The 16571-nt window shown below is 60.2% G+C and carries 14 protein-coding genes; 9 read left to right on the forward strand and 5 right to left on the reverse strand.

Going from position 1 to position 16571, the window contains the following annotated elements:
• The first annotated feature begins 36 nt into the window (after window positions 1-36).
• The 8 genes from rimO to K3177_RS08965 all read left to right on the forward strand — a co-directional run bounded on the left by rimO (window position 37) and on the right by K3177_RS08965 (window position 10665).
• Window positions 37-1413, forward strand: a complete 1377-nt coding sequence (gene rimO, locus K3177_RS08930; RefSeq protein ID WP_221597954.1) for a 30S ribosomal protein S12 methylthiotransferase RimO — start codon at window positions 37-39, stop codon at window positions 1411-1413.
• Window positions 1414-1746: 333 nt separating this feature from the next.
• A complete protein-coding gene (locus tag K3177_RS08935; RefSeq protein ID WP_221597955.1) occupies window positions 1747-4017 on the forward strand; it encodes an EAL domain-containing protein in 2271 nt (756 codons plus the stop codon).
• Window positions 4018-4213: 196 nt separating this feature from the next.
• On the forward strand, window positions 4214-5011 hold the full coding sequence (locus tag K3177_RS08940; RefSeq protein WP_221597956.1) for a transglutaminase-like domain-containing protein: 798 nt from the start codon (window positions 4214-4216) through the stop codon (window positions 5009-5011).
• A gap of 82 nt (window positions 5012-5093) precedes the next feature.
• Window positions 5094-6536: a glucose-6-phosphate dehydrogenase gene (zwf, locus tag K3177_RS08945; protein ID WP_221597957.1), complete on the forward strand. Its 1443-nt coding sequence runs from the start codon at window positions 5094-5096 to the stop codon at window positions 6534-6536.
• Entirely contained in the window at window positions 6526-8343 is a 1818-nt protein-coding gene (edd, locus tag K3177_RS08950) for a phosphogluconate dehydratase (RefSeq protein ID WP_196846797.1), read from the forward strand. Before zwf ends, edd begins: the two co-directional genes overlap by 11 nt.
• Window positions 8344-8345: 2 nt before the next feature.
• Entirely contained in the window at window positions 8346-9317 is a 972-nt protein-coding gene (glk, locus tag K3177_RS08955; protein WP_221598119.1) for a glucokinase, read from the forward strand.
• On the forward strand, window positions 9314-9925 hold the full coding sequence (eda, locus tag K3177_RS08960; protein ID WP_221597958.1) for a bifunctional 4-hydroxy-2-oxoglutarate aldolase/2-dehydro-3-deoxy-phosphogluconate aldolase: 612 nt from the start codon (window positions 9314-9316) through the stop codon (window positions 9923-9925). Before glk ends, eda begins: the two co-directional genes overlap by 4 nt.
• An 83-nt stretch (window positions 9926-10008) precedes the next feature.
• Entirely contained in the window at window positions 10009-10665 is a 657-nt protein-coding gene (locus tag K3177_RS08965) for a L,D-transpeptidase family protein (protein WP_221597959.1), read from the forward strand.
• A gap of 9 nt (window positions 10666-10674) precedes the next feature.
• Here the strand turns inward: K3177_RS08965 and tilS are convergent, their stop codons facing one another.
• From tilS to K3177_RS08990, 5 genes are all read right to left on the reverse strand, one after another.
• Entirely contained in the window at window positions 10675-11595 is a 921-nt protein-coding gene (gene tilS, locus K3177_RS08970; RefSeq protein WP_221597960.1) for a tRNA lysidine(34) synthetase TilS, read from the reverse strand.
• A gap of 64 nt (window positions 11596-11659) precedes the next feature.
• Window positions 11660-12589, reverse strand: coding sequence for a tetratricopeptide repeat protein (locus tag K3177_RS08975; RefSeq protein ID WP_103022451.1), 930 nt, complete (start codon window positions 12587-12589; stop codon window positions 11660-11662).
• A gap of 104 nt (window positions 12590-12693) precedes the next feature.
• Entirely contained in the window at window positions 12694-13521 is an 828-nt protein-coding gene (locus K3177_RS08980; RefSeq protein ID WP_221597961.1) for a helix-turn-helix domain-containing protein, read from the reverse strand.
• 142 nt (window positions 13522-13663) lie between these two features.
• Window positions 13664-15934 (reverse strand): phosphoenolpyruvate--protein phosphotransferase, encoded by a 2271-nt coding sequence (gene ptsP, locus K3177_RS08985; protein WP_221597962.1) that lies wholly within the window; start codon window positions 15932-15934, stop codon window positions 13664-13666.
• Window positions 15935-16005: 71 nt separating this feature from the next.
• On the reverse strand, window positions 16006-16161 hold the full coding sequence (locus tag K3177_RS08990) for a YdcH family protein (RefSeq protein WP_103022448.1): 156 nt from the start codon (window positions 16159-16161) through the stop codon (window positions 16006-16008).
• A gap of 165 nt (window positions 16162-16326) precedes the next feature.
• Between K3177_RS08990 and K3177_RS08995 the strand changes: the two genes are divergently transcribed.
• Window positions 16327-16536 carry a YdcH family protein gene (locus tag K3177_RS08995; protein ID WP_103022707.1) on the forward strand — a complete coding sequence of 70 codons (210 nt, stop codon included), beginning with the start codon at window positions 16327-16329 and terminating at the stop codon, window positions 16534-16536.
• Window positions 16537-16571 lie beyond the last annotated feature (35 nt).

Genomic DNA, 16571 nt, shown 5'->3' on the forward strand with positions numbered 1-16571 from the left:
GCAATGGCGCATAGAGGTGTAGAGGCGCGCGCAATCATGACCACCACTACCACCCCGATCCCCGACCAAAAGAAGGTCGGTATGGTTTCCCTCGGCTGCCCGAAAGCGCTGGTCGACAGCGAACGCATTCTTACCCGTCTACGCGCGGACGGTTATGCGATGAGCCCGGATTACGCCGGTGCCGATGTGGTCCTTGTGAATACATGCGGCTTTCTCGATTCGGCCAAGGAAGAAAGCCTTGCTGCCATCGGCGAAGCAATCGCGGAAAATGGTCGTGTGATCGTGACCGGCTGCATGGGCGAGGAGGCCGACGCCATCCGCGCTGCACATCCGCAGGTCCTCGCTGTGACAGGTGCGCATCAGTACGAACAGGTGGTGGACGCGGTCCATACCTATGCCCCGCCCTCCCAAGGTCCGTATGTCGACCTGATCCCCCAGCCGGATATCAAACTGACGCCGCGCCATTACAGCTATCTGAAGATCTCCGAGGGCTGCAACCACTCCTGCGCCTTCTGCATCATCCCGGATCTGCGTGGCAAGCTCGCCAGCCGCAGGATCGATGCGGTACTGCGCGAAGCTGAGAAGCTGGTTGCCGCAGGAACGAAGGAACTGCTGGTCATCAGTCAGGATACCAGCGCCTACGGCGTCGACACACGCCACGAAACCCGCAGTTGGAAGGGTCGTGATGTTCGTGCGCATATGACCGATCTTGCGCGGGAACTGGGACAGCTCGACATTGGAGGCGGCACCCCTCCTTGGGTTCGGCTGCATTACGTGTACCCCTACCCCCATGTCGATGCGGTCATTCCGCTCATGACCGAAGGGTTGCTGACGCCTTATCTCGACATACCCTTTCAACATGCGAGCCCCAAGGTCCTTCGCGCAATGAAGCGTCCTGCAAATGAGGCAAAGGTGCTGGAACGCTTGAAGGGCTGGCGGGAAATTTGTCCTGAAATCGCTATTCGTTCTAGCTTTGTCGTCGGCTTCCCCGGAGAAACCGAAGAGGATTTCCAGTACCTGCTCGACTGGCTGGAAGAGGCTCAACTGGACCGTGTAGGCGCATTCCGCTTCGAACCGGTCGATGGTGCACAGGCCAACAATCTGCCTGATCCGGTGCCGGAATCCGTCAAGGAAGACCGCTATGCCCGCATCATGGAAGTGACCGAGCGCATCAGCGCCGCGAAGCTTCGCGACAAGATCGGCAAATCGATCCCCGTGATTATCGACGAGGTAGGCGAGCCCGACGAAGATGGTGACATTGGCGCAACCGGTCGCAGCCAGGCCGACGCGCCAGAAATCGACGGCGCGGTTTACCTTCGCAACGTACGCCCAGACCTGTCGGCAGGCGACATCGTGGATGTTCTGATCGAAGATAGCGATGCGCATGATCTTTTCGGAGCAGCCTGCGGCTGATGCGGATTTAGGGCGTCGCCCGAATGCGCTCCTTCGACACCGCAACCCTTATACCGTTCAGCAACAAGGGTAATTTGCCGCCGCGTTCGCAACCGCTTTTCAACGGATCAAGGTTCTTTACCGGTAATTCCTAAAGCCAAATTTACCACTGAAACCCACAGCTTGCTGCGAACCCGGTGGATTCTCTCACCCTTCGTCAAACCTTTTTTAAACTTAAGACCTCCATAAGGGTAATCGATGGGCGAAACACGCACCTCGAACCCTGCCAGGCATCTCCTTGCCCGGACACGTTCGCTTTTTAGCGGGCGCCTGTTAGAGCGTCTGCGACACGTGATGTGGGCCGGTTTCATAAGCCTCGCATTGTTTGCCGTCTTACTGCTCGAACCGGTCGATCAGTTCTTGTGGCTGGTGCAATCGCGAATAGCTGAACGCAGCCCATCGGGTGATGTGGTTTTCATATCTTCAGATGAGGCCTTGAATGATCCGGACGAGCCCCAAGCGCGGTATGAAGTAGCCGAGGCCCTGGATGAGCTAGATCGTCGCGGAGTTGGGAAAGTATTTCTCGATGTGACCTTTGCCAAATCAAATGATCCCAATGCCGATGCTCGTCTAGCCCGCGCGATTGCCGACTTGGGCGCTCGGATCACCGTTGTGGATAGAGTTGCATTTGCCTCCGGTGTCAACAAAACGCATCGGGCCACCGACAAATCTATTTCCGGTTCAGCCGAACGAGTAATCTCCGACCAGACGGATCGAAACTGGTTTGGCTTTGCTTGGGAACTTCACCATACATATAAGTATAATGGCACTGATTATCGTGCATTTGGGTCGGCTATAGCTGGCACAATTGGAGAGCGCTCGTCCAAATACCCTGTCGATTATGGCTTTGGACATTTTAAAATCCCGACCATTTCAATCGGTGATCTCATCAACTCTCGAGGGACGCTCGATTCCTCGAGAGTCGATGTCACTGGCAAGGTGGCCATTCTTGGCCATAGCAACCGGGTTGCCGGGGCACAGCAACCCATACCTATGATGATTGATGCTCCATTGAGCTTCGTAGATATATACGCCGGCGAGACTCTTAAATCCGGGCATACAAACTATCTTCGAGGAGCGGTTGTCTTATTTATCTTTGCCGCGCTACTCTGTATTATAATAATACTCGGAAACTCCCGCAAAAGACGCTGGGTCGGGTATACCGCAATTGCAATATTTGCTCCAATATTGCTGTTTTTTACTTCAAAATTGGCAGTACGTGTAGACCTATCGTACGCCCTGACCTTGCTTGCAACTTTCGCCGCATTCAGATCACGTAGTCGCTGGAAGCGCCGTGTCGAGATGGTTAACACTGAAACTGGGCTACCCAAGCTCCGTGCTCTTGAAGCTCGCCTGGGCAAGGAGAACGTCGGGACGGGCCATATAGTGGTTGCCAAGATACAAAATTATGAGCGCGTTCTAAAAACCCTCAAATCGGACGACAAAGGAATTTACGTACTCAAATTGGTAGATCGTTTGCGCGCCGCAGACTCAAAACTAGCTATCTACAGTGAAGGTCACCATCTTGGCTGGCACGTAGCAAATGATGATGCAGAAAGCGTCATTGAGCATCTCGAGGGCCTAAGGGCGATTTTCGCAGCACCCATACAAGTGGGCGGTTTCTCAGTTGATGTCGGGATAACCTTCGGCGTCGCCGCGGTTGAGGGGGACCCCCCTGTTAGATTAGCAGCGGCTGTCGCAGCAGCGGAAGAAACCTCGGAAGCCCATGATCCAATAACTTTTGCAGAGACTGGATCGCAAAACGATCTTCTCTGGGATATTTCCTTACGTGCACGCATCGATCAGGCTATGGACGTCGGCGAAATTTATTGCGTTTACCAACCGAAAATCTGCCTAGCGTCTAAGAATTTAGCGGGCGTTGAAGCGTTAGTTCGCTGGCACGACCCGGCGCGCGGATTCATATCGCCTGTCCACTTTATCCAGCAGTGCGAGAAGGCTGGAAGAATGGAACATCTCACTCGATACGTTTTGCACACTGCTTGCTCAGCCGGAAAGCTACTTCATTTTCGTGGGAGTAAAATCACGATGTCGGTCAACATCTCGGCCACTTTGCTCGGGGATATGAGAATAGTCGGGATCATCCAACATGCACTTCAATCGACAGGCTTCGATCCGGAATATCTGGTACTAGAAATTACCGAAACATCCCGCATTTCGGATTATGCCGTTGCGGCAAGTATTCTAGATGAAATCAAATTGGTTGGCGTAAAGGTCTCGATGGACGATTTCGGGATTGGCTCAGCGAGCTACGAAGCATTCTACGAGTTGCCGTTTGACGAAATTAAAATTGACCGCCTTTTCGTATCGAACATGGCGAAAGATCCAAAAGCCCGGGCCATCGTCTCAAGCGTCGCCGCGATGGGTCGAGAGGCCCGAATCAATGTCGTAGCCGAAGGTCTGGAAAACCCTAACGATATCGACATGCTGGAGCTGATTGGGTGCCAACAGGTTCAAGGCTTCGCTTTTTCGCGTCCGATTTCATTAACTAACTTACTGGAACTAAACAGTTCAGACCAAACCAGAGGCGCCGCAAACATGGTTTAGGCTTTACAAACAAGTATGGTTAATGGCACTTAACTCCTGCACCAACAGGAGGTATCACCATGTGGAGCATTTGGAAGTGGCTGTTCACGGCTGACTAAGTGTCTGACTAACGAGTTTCAAAGGGCTCCCTTGCGGAGCCCTTTATCGTTTCTGGGCCCGGTGAAACGAACGCCCCCGTGCAGCGTTCACCACGCATATGCCGATCATCATAGAAACCCGCTTCGCCTTTCACCTCGGCGCCCCGACAGATGTCTTGCTGCAATTCGAAGCGGCGCAAATTCCGGAACAGAGAATACTTTCGACCGAAACTCGACTGGGAAGCAGTGTCCATTGCGCGCGCGTCCCTGCGAAAGACGACATCGGTGAGAGGATCTGGATTCGTACCGAAGGCGACTTCGAAGTCGCGTATCGGGCCGAGGTCGAACTCGACCGACAGCTATCCCCGCTGGAAGATCTCTCGCGCCTTTCCCCGCATGAAATGCCCGGAGATGTGGTCGAGTATCTGTTCGATAGCCGTTATTGCCCAGCTGACGACTTTCAGACATTCGTGGAATCGCGCTTTGCCGATACAACCGGTGGAGCAAGGATCGCGGCAATCCGTGACTGGATTAACCAACATTTCAGCTACGTTCCTGGCAGTTCGACGACCAAGACCGGTGCAGCCGAAAGCTTCATCGCTCGCCAAGGCATCTGTCGCGACTACGCGCATATGCTCGTAACGCTTGCGCGCGCGAGCACCATTCCTGCCCGCTATGTCGCGTGTTACGCGCCTGGCGTCGATCCGCCAGACTTTCACGCGGTAGCGGAAGTTTTCCTGGCCGATCCGTTTACGCGCGATGGGGGCACATGGCAGCTTGTGGATGCTACGGGCATGGCCGACCCCGCCGAAACCATAAAGATCGGCGTAGGCAGGGACGCCGCCGATGTCAGCTTTCTGACAAGCTTCGGCGCCAATGATTTCCGTTCAAGTTCGGTTCGCGTTACGAAAGAATAGGAATGCAGCCGACTGGCATGCATTGCGTGCCCCTGATAACCGCCGCTCGAGGGAGAAAAGATGTGAGTGGGTGGCCCTAGGCATGACCTTGACCGCAGATCGACTGCTTTTGTTCGGCGCGACTGGCGATTTGTCGCAGCGCATGCTGCTTCCATCCTTATGCGCTCTCGACGCCGATGGGCTGCTCGAACCCGACCTCAAGATCGTAGGGACGGCTCGATCGGAAATGTCCACGAAGGAGTTTCGGGATTTCGCGCGGGAGGCGCTCGAAAAATACCTGCCGGATCACCGACGCGGCGGCGTAGCCGAATTCCTCAATCGCCTAAGCTACGTGCCGGTCGATGCTACCACGCTCGAAGGCTATGACGAACTTGCCCGCGAGGTGGGCGAGTACGTGAAGGGGTTGGCGATCTTCCTTTCGACCGCACCAAGCTTGTTCGAAGCGACGATCGACGGTCTTGTTCACGCAGGGCTGACCAAAGGCAATGTTCGTATCGGTCTGGAAAAGCCTCTCGGCATCGATCTGTCATCGAGCGAAGAAATAAACGATGCAGTCGCCAAGGCGTTCAGCGAAGACCGCATTTTTCGCATCGATCACTATCTTGGCAAGGAGACGGTCCAGAACCTTCTCGCATTACGGTTTGCCAACATACTGCTCGAGCCGGTGTGGAACTCGAACTATATCGATCACGTCCAGATCACCGTAGCGGAAACCGTCGGCCTGGAATCGCGCGTAGCCTATTATGACGATAGCGGTGCGTTGCGTGACATGGTTCAGAACCACATGCTGCAGCTGCTGGCGCTGGTGGCGATGGAGCCTCCGACGAGCTTTGGCTCTACCGCAGTGCGCGACGAAAAGGTCAAGGTTTTACGCGCCCTTCGTCCAGTAGCTGCCGATGAAACCGTTACCGGCCAATACAGGGCAGGCGCAGTCAATGGCAGCCCGGTCCCCGGCTATGATGAAGAGCTAGGCAGGGACAGCGATACCGAGACGTTCGTTGCGCTGAAGGCGCATGTCGACAACTGGCGCTGGAAGGGAGTCCCTTTCTACCTACGAACCGGCAAACGGTTGCCCGAGCGGGTAACCGAGATCGTCGTGCAGTTTCGGTGTGTCCCGCATTCGATTTTCGAAGGCCGGGGTGCGACCACTCAGCCCAACCGCCTCGTCATCGGAATCCAGCCGGAAGAGAATGTCCAGCTTTCCATGATGGCAAAGGTCCCCGGGCTCGATCGCGAAGGGATCAGGCTGCGCCAGATTCCGCTCGATATTGCCATGCCGGATGCTTTTTCCGGGACCGTGAGGCGCATCGCCTATGAACGTTTGCTGCTCGACCTCATCGAGGGCGACCAGACCTTGTTTGTGCGGCGTGACGAGATCGAGGCGCAGTGGGAATGGATCGATGCCATCCGCCAATTGTGGGCAGACAAAGGCATAAAGCCAAAAACCTATGGGGCGGGCAGTTGGGGACCAAATGCCGCCATCGCTCTTGCAGAACGGGACGGGGTGAGCTGGCATGACGAATAAAACGCTCAACGATACTATTCATCGCGTTACCCAGCGCGTGATCGAGAATTCCAGGGACAGCCGGGCCGACTATCTCGACTTGATGGATCGAGAGGGTGAGCGGCAGGTCAATCGCGGCTCCCTGTCTTGCTCCAACCTCGCCCATGCCTTTGCCGGGGCGGAGGAGGATCAGGAAGCCATACGTGCTGCGCGCGGCCCCAATCTGGGCATCGTGACCGCCTACAACGACATGCTGTCGGCGCATCAGCCCTATTATCGCTATCCTGAGCGGATGAAGATCTGGGCGCGCGAAGTCGGCGCGACGGTGCAGGTGGCCGGCGGGACCCCGGCGATGTGCGACGGCGTCACTCAGGGCGAGGCCGGCATGGAGCTCTCGCTCTTCAGCCGCGACACGATCGCGCTGTCGACGACGATCGCCCTCAGCCATGCAATGTACGATGGCATGGCGCTGCTGGGCATTTGCGACAAGATCGTTCCGGGGCTCCTCATGGGGGCGCTGCGTTTCGGGCACTTGCCAGCGATCTTCGTGCCCTCTGGACCGATGGGCACAGGCATTTCCAACAAGGAAAAGCAGCGCACCCGCCAGCTCTACGCAGAGGGCAAGGCCACCCGCGATGAATTGCTGGCGAGCGAAATGGGCAGCTATCATTCGCCGGGCACATGCACGTTCTATGGAACCGCCAATTCCAACCAGATGATGATGGAAATGATGGGCCTGCATGTCCCGGGCGCAGCATTTGTGCAGCCTGGCGCCAAATTGCGGCAGGAGCTGAGCCGCGCAGCTACCCATCGCCTCGCCGCAATCGGGAAATCGAGCGAAGACTTCCGTCCGCTGGCGCGAGTGGTGGATGAAAAGGCCATCGTGAACGCGGCCATCGGCTTGCTGGCGACGGGCGGGTCGACCAATCATGCGATCCACATACCGGCAATGGCACGCGCGGCAGGCATTCGGTTCGACTGGAACGATCTGTCGGAGCTGTCCAGCGCCGTGCCGTTGGTAGCGCGCGTTTACCCCAATGGGTCGGGCGACGTGAACCATTTCCATGAGGCTGGCGGCATGGGCTATGTGATTGGCACGCTGCTCGATGAAGGATTGGCGCACCGCGATATCCTTACCATCTGGGACGGCGGCTTCGAAAGCTACAGCAAAGAACCCGGCATGAACGGCGACGATCTGACGTGGCGCGACCCGGGGCCGTCGGGGGATACGGAGATGCTGCGGCCGGCATCGGACCCGTTCCAGGCAGACGGCGGCATGCGTCTCGTGCAGGGGAATTTAGGAAGGGCCTGCTTCAAATCCTCCGCCGTGAAACGCGAGCGCTGGACCATCGAGGCGCCCTGCCGGGTTTTCGAAACGCAAAAGGATGTCAATCAAGCGTTTGAATTGGGCGAACTACAGTGTGATGTAGTGGTTGTAGTGCGTTTTCAGGGGCCGAGAGCAAACGGTATGCCCGAATTGCACAAGCTGACCCCTGCCCTCGGCGTTCTGCAGGACCGTGGGTACAAGGTCGCGCTGGTAACGGACGGTCGCATGTCGGGCGCATCGGGCAAGGTGCCCGCGGCAATCCACTGCACGCCCGAGGCGCTGGGCGGCGGGCCGCTGTCGAAACTGCGCGACGGCGATATCGTACGTGTTTGCGCAGCTACGGGTGAGCTTTCGACCGATGCCGATCTCGATGCACGCGAGCCGGCCCCTGCGCCCGAACCCGAAACGGGAATGGGCCGCGAACTGTTCGCCATGTTCCGCAGCAATGCCGACGGTGCCGAACAGGGAGCGTCTTCGATGATGGCGATGGCAGGCCTGTGACGATGGAACTGGTCAGCGTCGACATCGGGGGCACACACGCTCGCTTCGCCATCGCGACCGTTGCCGATGACGGCACGATCAGCCTGAGCGAACCGGAAACGCTGCATACCGAGGATCATGCCAGCTTCCAGACGGCGTGGGAGGATTTTCGCGGGCGGATGGGCGGATCCCTGCCGCCGCGCGTGTCGATGGCGATCGCGGGCCCCGTCGGCGGCGAAGTCATCCGCTTTACCAACAATCCCTGGATCATTCGCCCGGCACTGGTGAGGGAAAAGCTGGGCGTCGAAGAATACTGCATCGTCAACGATTTCGAAGCGGTCGCCCATGCGGTCGCGCGTGTGGACGAGGACCAGTTCATCCACCTGACCGGCCCCGACAAACCGCTGGCACCGACGGGCCGGCTGAGTGTGCTCGGCCCCGGTACCGGCCTGGGGGTGGCGCATCTCTATCGCGAAGCTGACGGCACATACCGCGTGTCGGCGACCGAAGGCGGCCATATCGATTTCGCCCCGCTCGACCAGATCGACGATGCCATCCTGGCTCGTCTGCGCAAACGGCACGTACGGGTATCGGTCGAGCGCGTGGTGGCGGGCCCGGCCATCTCAGATATCTATCAGGCGCTGGCATCCATGGAAGGCCGGCCGGTCGCCGAGGAAGACGACATCGCGATCTGGAAGCGCGGGCAGGACGGCAGCGACAGCCTTGCTGCTGCGGCAGTCGATCGTTTCTGCATGTCGCTGGGCAGTGTCGCGGGCGACATCGCCCTTGCCCAAGGCGGTTTCGGCGGTGTCGTGATCGCGGGCGGTCTTGGTTATCGCATCCGGGACACGCTGCTCAAATCGGGCTTTTCCGAAAGGTTCAAGTCCAAGGGACGCTTCCAGGAGCTGATGGCCTCGATCCCGGTCAAGCTCATCGTTCATCCGCAGCCCGGCCTTTTCGGGGCTGCCGCAGCCTTCGTCAGGGAACACCCATGACCATAGCCGACATCATGCAGACCGCCCCGGTAATCCCGGTGATCGTGGTCGACGATCTGGAACATGCCAAGCCGCTGGCACGGGCGCTGGTCGCTGGTGGCCTGCCCATCCTGGAAGTAACCTTGCGGACACCTGTCGCGCTGGATGCGATCCGTGCGATGAGCGAGGTCGAAGGTGCTATCGTGGGTGCAGGCACTGTGACCAATGAGCGCGACCTTGCCAGCGCGGTCGATGCGGGAAGCCAGTTCATCGTTTCGCCGGGCCTGACCAAGCCGCTGGGCAAGGCGGCAATCCGCGACGACATTCCGTTTCTACCGGGCATCGCCAATGCCGGAGACATCATGCGCGGGCTCGATCTGGGGCTGACGCATTTCAAGTTTTTCCCCGCGATGGCGGCTGGCGGATTGCCGGCCCTCAAAGCCTTGGCAGCGCCCTTCGGCCAGTGTCGCTTCTGCCCGACCGGCGGCGTTTCGCTGGACAATGCGGCAGAATGGCTGGCGTTCGATCCCGTGCTCTGCGTGGGTGGCAGCTGGGTCGCGCCGCGCGGAGCGGTAGATGAAGCCAAAGTCGAACAGCTTGCCCGTGAGGCTTGCGCGCTGCGCGGTTAGCGCGACCGCTTTCCATCGTGCCCCAATGGGACGGCTTTTTGCGCAAAGTGGAACATTAAGCGTTTTGCGGGCATAACCTGTCCATGGATGTGATTCTGAAGTGGATCGGCGGCGGAACCGTCGCGGCTGCGCTCGTTCTGGCGGGCGTTGCGATCGGTAGCGGAGCGTCCGCCGAAAACCCGCTTGCCGGGGCATCCGTATCCAAGGCGCCTGTCGCGGCGAAACCGGTTCATGCCCATGGTGCGATCGCTGCAAAGGCCATTGCCGATGCAAAGCGGCTTTATACCGTGCGCCGCATCCTTCCGATCGAAGGGCCGATCAAATACGGCGAATGGCACTGGGACGACGAAGGCGTGCCAGACGGCCCGTTGCTGGTCACGGTGGATCTGGAAGCGCGGGTCATCTCGATCTTCCGGGGCGGTTATGAAATCGGCGCGGCTGCAGTCATGCTGGGCACGGACGACCATCCGACCCCCACTGGCGTATTCCCGATCCTGTGGAAGCAGCGGCACAATGTGTCCGAGAAATACGGTAATGCCCCCATGCCATGGAGCATGTTCCTGACATCCGACGGCGTTGCCATTCATGGCGGTAGCGAAGTCCAGAACGGCTATGCCAGCCACGGCTGCGTCGGCGTGCCGGACGAGATCGCCGAGCGGCTGTTCGCCATTGCCAAGAAGGGCGACAAGGTCGTGATTACCAATGGCCAGCGGATGAGCCACGGCGACAGCATCATCTAGCGATGCGGGTCATCCGGTCCGGCGCGGGACTTCCGCGCGGAAGACCCACAGACGTTCGCCCCCACGGTCCTCCACATGGGCCTGCAAGCCGCCGACATTCGATTTTCTGCCGGCGACCAGACTGTCCGCCAGTTCCGCCGCCTCGCCCTGCCCGATGCTTTTGCCGAACCGGCGGTAGATCGTGCGGATCACGCCTGCCCTGATCAGGCCATGCGGTACGCCGGTGCGCAGGGCCGCATAGCAAACCGCGTCGTCGACCGGGGTCACGCATTCGGCATATTCGCGCCCAACCATCCATTCGATCGCGTTGCTGGCTTCGGCAAGATAGCCGGCACTTTTCTCGATCGCCGAAATGTCGAGCCAGTCGCATTCAGCCAGCGCATGGCGCATGCGCACCCTGTCGTATCGATCGTCATGGTTCGACGGGTCATCGACAGCCGACCATCCGAACCGTTCGACGATGGCCGCCAGTTCATCGCGGCGCCAACGCAGCAAGGGACGGACAAGCCCGACCGGAGCCGAGGGTACCGAGCCGAGGGCCCGGATTGCCGACAGCCCGGCCAGACCGCTGCCGCGATTGAGCCTCATCAGGAATGTTTCGGCCTGGTCATCCATCTGATGAGCCGTCGCCAAGGCGTCGAGATCGTTTTCTTCGGCCCAATCGCCGAGCGCCCCGTAACGGGCCTTGCGCGCCTGTTCCTGCGTATTGCCGCGCGTAACGGATACGGTGAGCGTCGTGTGTGCCACGCCGAGTTCGGCACAATAGCGGGCGACCCCGTCCGCTTCATCGGCGCTTTCCGGACGCAAGCCGTGATCGACCGTTGCCGCCTTTATCCTGCCGGGCAGTGCCGCATGGGCGAGCAGGAGCAGGGCGAGGCTGTCCCCGCCCCCTGAAACAGCGAGGCCCAATGCGGCCCCGGGGCTGTCCATTCCCGGCCAGAGGGGAGCGAGGTCGCCCCGAAAACGCTCGATCAGCGGCGGATCGAGCGATCCGTCAATTGCACTTCACCTTGCCGCGATTGGCATCGTACTGGCCTTGCAGGCGGCCAGAGGCGAGCGCGGGATATGTTTCTGCAAATTCCGCCAGGGCGATACATGCACGGCGCGTATCGTTCAGCGCGATCATCGATTCCGCCAGATACAGCAAGCTGTCACCAGCGCGCGCACCCGTCTTGTCGTCCTGATAATTCTTAAGGAACCAAGGGGCCGCTTCCTTGGCCTTCCCATCGTCGAGATAGGCACGGCCCAGGAGGTTGCGGCCATAGGTAGCGCGCCAGTGATTGGGGTTCTGTTCCACGAACATGGTCAGCTGCTGCTGCGCTTCGGGATAAAGCTTCGCTTCCCACAGGCGGAAGCCATAGGAATATTCATCGTCGAGCGGATCGTCCGTCTGGGGTTTGGCGATGGCCTGAACCTTCGCCAGTCGTTCCTGCGTCGGCCCGGCCTGGGCCGCAGGGGCTGGAGCAGGCGCGGGCGTCGCACCGGCACTGGACGACGAGGTCGAGGTGGGCACCGGAGTGAAAGTCGACGAAGGCGCCGGCATGCTGCCCGAGCGAGCCGCTTCGAGGGCTTCGACCCGTTCCGCCAGCAGACGGATGGTATTGCCGTTTTCTTCGTTCAGGGCAGTCTGGCGTTGGAGCTGCGTTTCCAGCGCATCGAGCCGGGCCAGAATATCCGTGACCGCAGTGGTGGATGTCGACGGAGCAGTCGGCCGCGCTGTGGGCTGTGCGCTGATTTCCGGTTCGAAGAAGCGCCCGTCGGCGCCGGGGAATACCTTGCGCTGAAGCGCGCGAACTTCCGATTCGAGACGGCGCAGGCGCGCTTCGTCATTGCCGTCCTGCGGCAAGGCAGGCGTCGAAGTGGCCAGCAGGGCAAAACCCGCACCCACGAAGGAGAGGTGACGGGCGAACGATCCGAAAGTCATCGGGAGAAGCTCCACACGAGTATTTATAGTAACCAAAACTGCACTAGGGCCGCGAAGCTGTCGAGGCCATGAAGGGGCTTATCCCCTTTCGACAGAAGGGCGATTCAGCCGCCGCTGGGCGCCGGTGTCGCAGGGCCAGCAGGCTGATCGGCGCGCGCCAGCAATGCCTCTGCCGTCACCGGAACATCCTTGATGATCTCGTCCTCTTCAGAAAGCTTGGGAACAGCGCGGCCGCCGACCGTAATTGCGAGGGCATAGGGACGCCCGGTCCAGACCTGCGGCCCTTCGGCATCGGCGGGAATGGTGAAACTGTCACCCTTGGCCATCTGCGCTTCGAACAGCCGATCACCCTTGCTGTCGTAGAACTTGACCCAGGTATCGTCCATTTCGCTGGTGAAGACCACGGGCCCGGTCGCGGCCGGAGTCTGCGCCGGGGCAGGCGTGGCAGCGCCTTGGGCATTCGCCGCCACCTGTTCTTCGGGCCCCTTCAGCGGTGCAGGGCCGAGGCCCGGCGCGAAATAGCTGCTGTAGAAGGCGTAGATGCCGCCCATCAGAAGCACGGCGGCGAACAGCGCAAACCATGCAAGACCACGGCCGGGTACGCGCGCAGGATCGCCCGGTTCGAACTTGGCCGGGGTGACGCTGCGATCGTTGCCCTGCGCCAGCTCTTCGCGCACCTGATCGACTATTTCGCGTTCATCCAGCCCGACAAGCCGGGCATATGTACGCGAGAAGCCGACGGCATAGGTGCGCGCCGGCAGATCTGTCAGGGCGCCTTCTTCTATCGTCAGCAGGTGCCGCTGCGGAATGCGCGTTTCGGCGGCGACCTGTTCGAGATCGAGCCCGGCCTGTTCGCGCGCGCGCTTGAGCCGCGCACCGACGCCGCCAGCCTCTGGCACCGCTTCGTGTTCAAGAGTTTCTTCGTCGCTCATGCGATCCCCGATTTATCCGATCCTGCGGTTGTTCCGCATGTAGTCCTGTTGCCACGCAAAGCGAACCTGCCGGGCAACTGTCAAGCATGCTTAATAACACATATCCGAACGACCGACCAAAAGAGGCGCATTCGAGACGAAATCAGTCGAACTCGATATCCCGCTCGTTCGCCCACTGCTGCAGTTCGGCGCGCATGTTGGGGGGCGGCGATGCCAGCAGACGATTCATGAATTCGGTGATCTCGCCAAGGTCGACCTTGCGGACCAGTTCCTTGATCGGGCCGACCGCAGCCGGAGTGATCGACAGGCGCCGGTAGCCGATGCCGAGCAGCGCCAGTGCTTCCAGCCGCCGGCCACCCATTTCGCCGCACACGCCCAGCCTGACGTTCTGGCCGATCAGCGATTGCGAGACGCGCGCCAGATACCGCAGGATCGCGGGGCTCAGCCAGTCGTAACGCTCCGCCAGTTTGGGATTGGCGCGGTCGGCCGCAAAGAGGAACTGGGTGAGGTCGTTGGTCCCGACCGAGATGAAGGACAGCTTGGGCGCAAGCAGATCGAGCACGTCCGCGAGCGCGGGTACTTCGAGCATGCAGCCGTATTCGATCGTTTCGGGTACCACCTTGCGGCGATCGCGCAGGAATTTCAGCTGGTCTTCGAAGACCTGGCGGCCGGCGTCGAATTCCCACGGTTCGCTGACCATGGGGAACATCACGGACAGCGTGCGCCCGGCTGCCGCTTCGAGCAGGGCGCGGGCCTGTGCCTTCAGCAGGCCTTCGCGTTCGAGCGAGAGACGCAGGGCGCGCCAGCCCATGGCCGGGTTCTCGTCACGCTCGGCCACGGCATTGTCGAGATAGGGCACCGCCTTGTCGCCGCCGATGTCGACGGTCCGGAACACGACCGGCTTGTCGCCGGCGGCGTCGAGCACGTCGCGATAGAGGCGCATCTGCCGGTCCCGCTGGGGAAGGGTCGAAGAGACGAGGAACTGGAATTCGGTGCGGAACAGGCCGACGCCGTCGGCACCGCTCATCGCCAGCGCGCTCATATCGTCGCGCAGGCCGGCATTCATCATGACGGTTATGCGCGTCCCGTCGCGGGTGAACGGCTCCACCTCGCGCAATTCGGCATAGGCGGCCTGTTTCTCGCGCGTCTTGGCGAAGCGTGTTTCGAACGCTTCGAGGACCTGCTGGTTCGGGCGCAGGGTGACCATGCCGCGGTCGGCATCGAGTATCACCTCGTCCCCTTCGGCGACGCGCGAGCGGATCCCGGTGACGCGCCCGAGCACCGGCACGCCCATGGCGCGTGCCACGATCACCACATGGGCAGTGAGTGACCCTTCATCCAGCACCACACCCTTGAGGCGGCGCCGGTCGTATTCGAGCAGTTCCGCCGGGCCGAGGTTGCGCGCAAACAGGATCGCATCGCGCCGCAGACCTTGCGTCGCGGCGGTGCCGAGCTGGCCCGAGACGATGCGCAGCAAGCGGTTCGACAAATCCTCCAGATCGTGCATGCGATCGGCCAGCAGCGGGTCGTCGATTTCACGCATGCGCATCCGGGTGCGTTGCTGGACGCGCTCGATCGCCGCTTCGGCGGTGAGGCCGCTGTCGATCGCCTCGTTGATCCGGCGGCTCCACCCTTCGTCGTAAGCGAACATCTTGTAGGTTTCGAGAACCTCGATGTGTTCGCCGCCCTTGCCGAATTCGGCTTCCCTGCCGAGCGTGTCGATCTGGTCGCGCATCTTGTCGAACGCGCGGTAGACGCGCTGGCGTTCGGCCTCGATATCCTCGGCCACGACCTGATCGATCTCGATCCGGGGCTGGTGGAAGACCGCCTTGCCCGCCGCCAGACCTTTCACCAGGGTCAGCCCTTCGAGCACGTCGTTTTCGACATGCGCGATTTCGAGGTCGATCTGCTCCTCGTCATCGACCAGTTCCTTGTGGGCAATAAGCTCCGACAGCACCATGGCGGTGGTCTGCAACGCCTCGATCTCGACCTCTTCGTAGCGGCGCGGGTCGACATGCTGGACGCACAGCACACCCACGGCGCGTTCCCGGTAGACGATCGGCACACCGGCGAAGGAATGGAATTTCTCCTCGCCCGTTTCGGGGCGATAGGCAAAATCGGGGTGCGCCTTGGCTTCTGCCAGGTTCAGCGTCTCGATATTCTTCGCGATCGTACCGGTCAGGCCTTCGCCGATTGCAAGGCGCGTGACGTGGACGGCTTCGGGATTGAGGCCCTGCGTGGCATAAAGTTCGAGAGCGCCTTCACGAAGCAGGTAAATCGAGCAGACTTCGCTCAACAGGCTTTCGGCGATGATTTCGACGACCCGGTCGAGCTTGTGCTGCGCGTGGGTACGCCCAGCCATGATCTCGTGAAGGCGCGTGAGGATCTGGCGGGCGGATGCTGCAGCTGACATGGCTACAGCCTATAGCAAATATACCGAAAGGCGGAAGCGGGACGCATGGCCCCGCTTCGTTTTGGTCAAAGTCAGCAGGAAGCGATTTCTTCCTTGATGCGCAGCTTCTGTTTTTTGATCTGCTGCATCATCGCAATGTCGGGCGAAGGCCTGATCTGTTCTTCGTGCAGGCGAGCCTCGAGCCCGGCGTGCTTGGCTTTGAGCGCGTCGACATGGGATGATTGCATCGGGTTGTCTCCTTGACGTTTGTGCGACCCTAGGAACGACTCGTTTGCTTGTGCGGAACGAGCCGCCGGGAGAGCATGAAACCATAGGATTGCCAATTTACAAAGGGTCATCTTGCGGGCATGCGGCAAGGCGGTCGATTGGGGCGATTGTCCGGGAAGGTCGTGGTGAACGAACAGGAACTGCGCAAGAGGCTCGCATTGCTCCGTAGCGAGCATCGCGACCTCGACGTGGCAATAGCCGCACTGACCGAAGCCGGCGACCAGCGCGGCTTCGTGGACCAGTTGCAAATGGCGCGACTGAAGAAGCGCAAGCTGGTCCTGAAGGATCGCATCGCCGCGATCGAAGACGTTCTCCTGCCCGATATCATCGCGTAGACGGATCGGCGCACGCCGCCGGAGTGCGTCAGGCC

This window comes from Qipengyuania pacifica (assembly GCF_019711555.1).
In the GTDB taxonomy this organism is placed as follows: domain Bacteria; phylum Pseudomonadota; class Alphaproteobacteria; order Sphingomonadales; family Sphingomonadaceae; genus Qipengyuania; species Qipengyuania pacifica.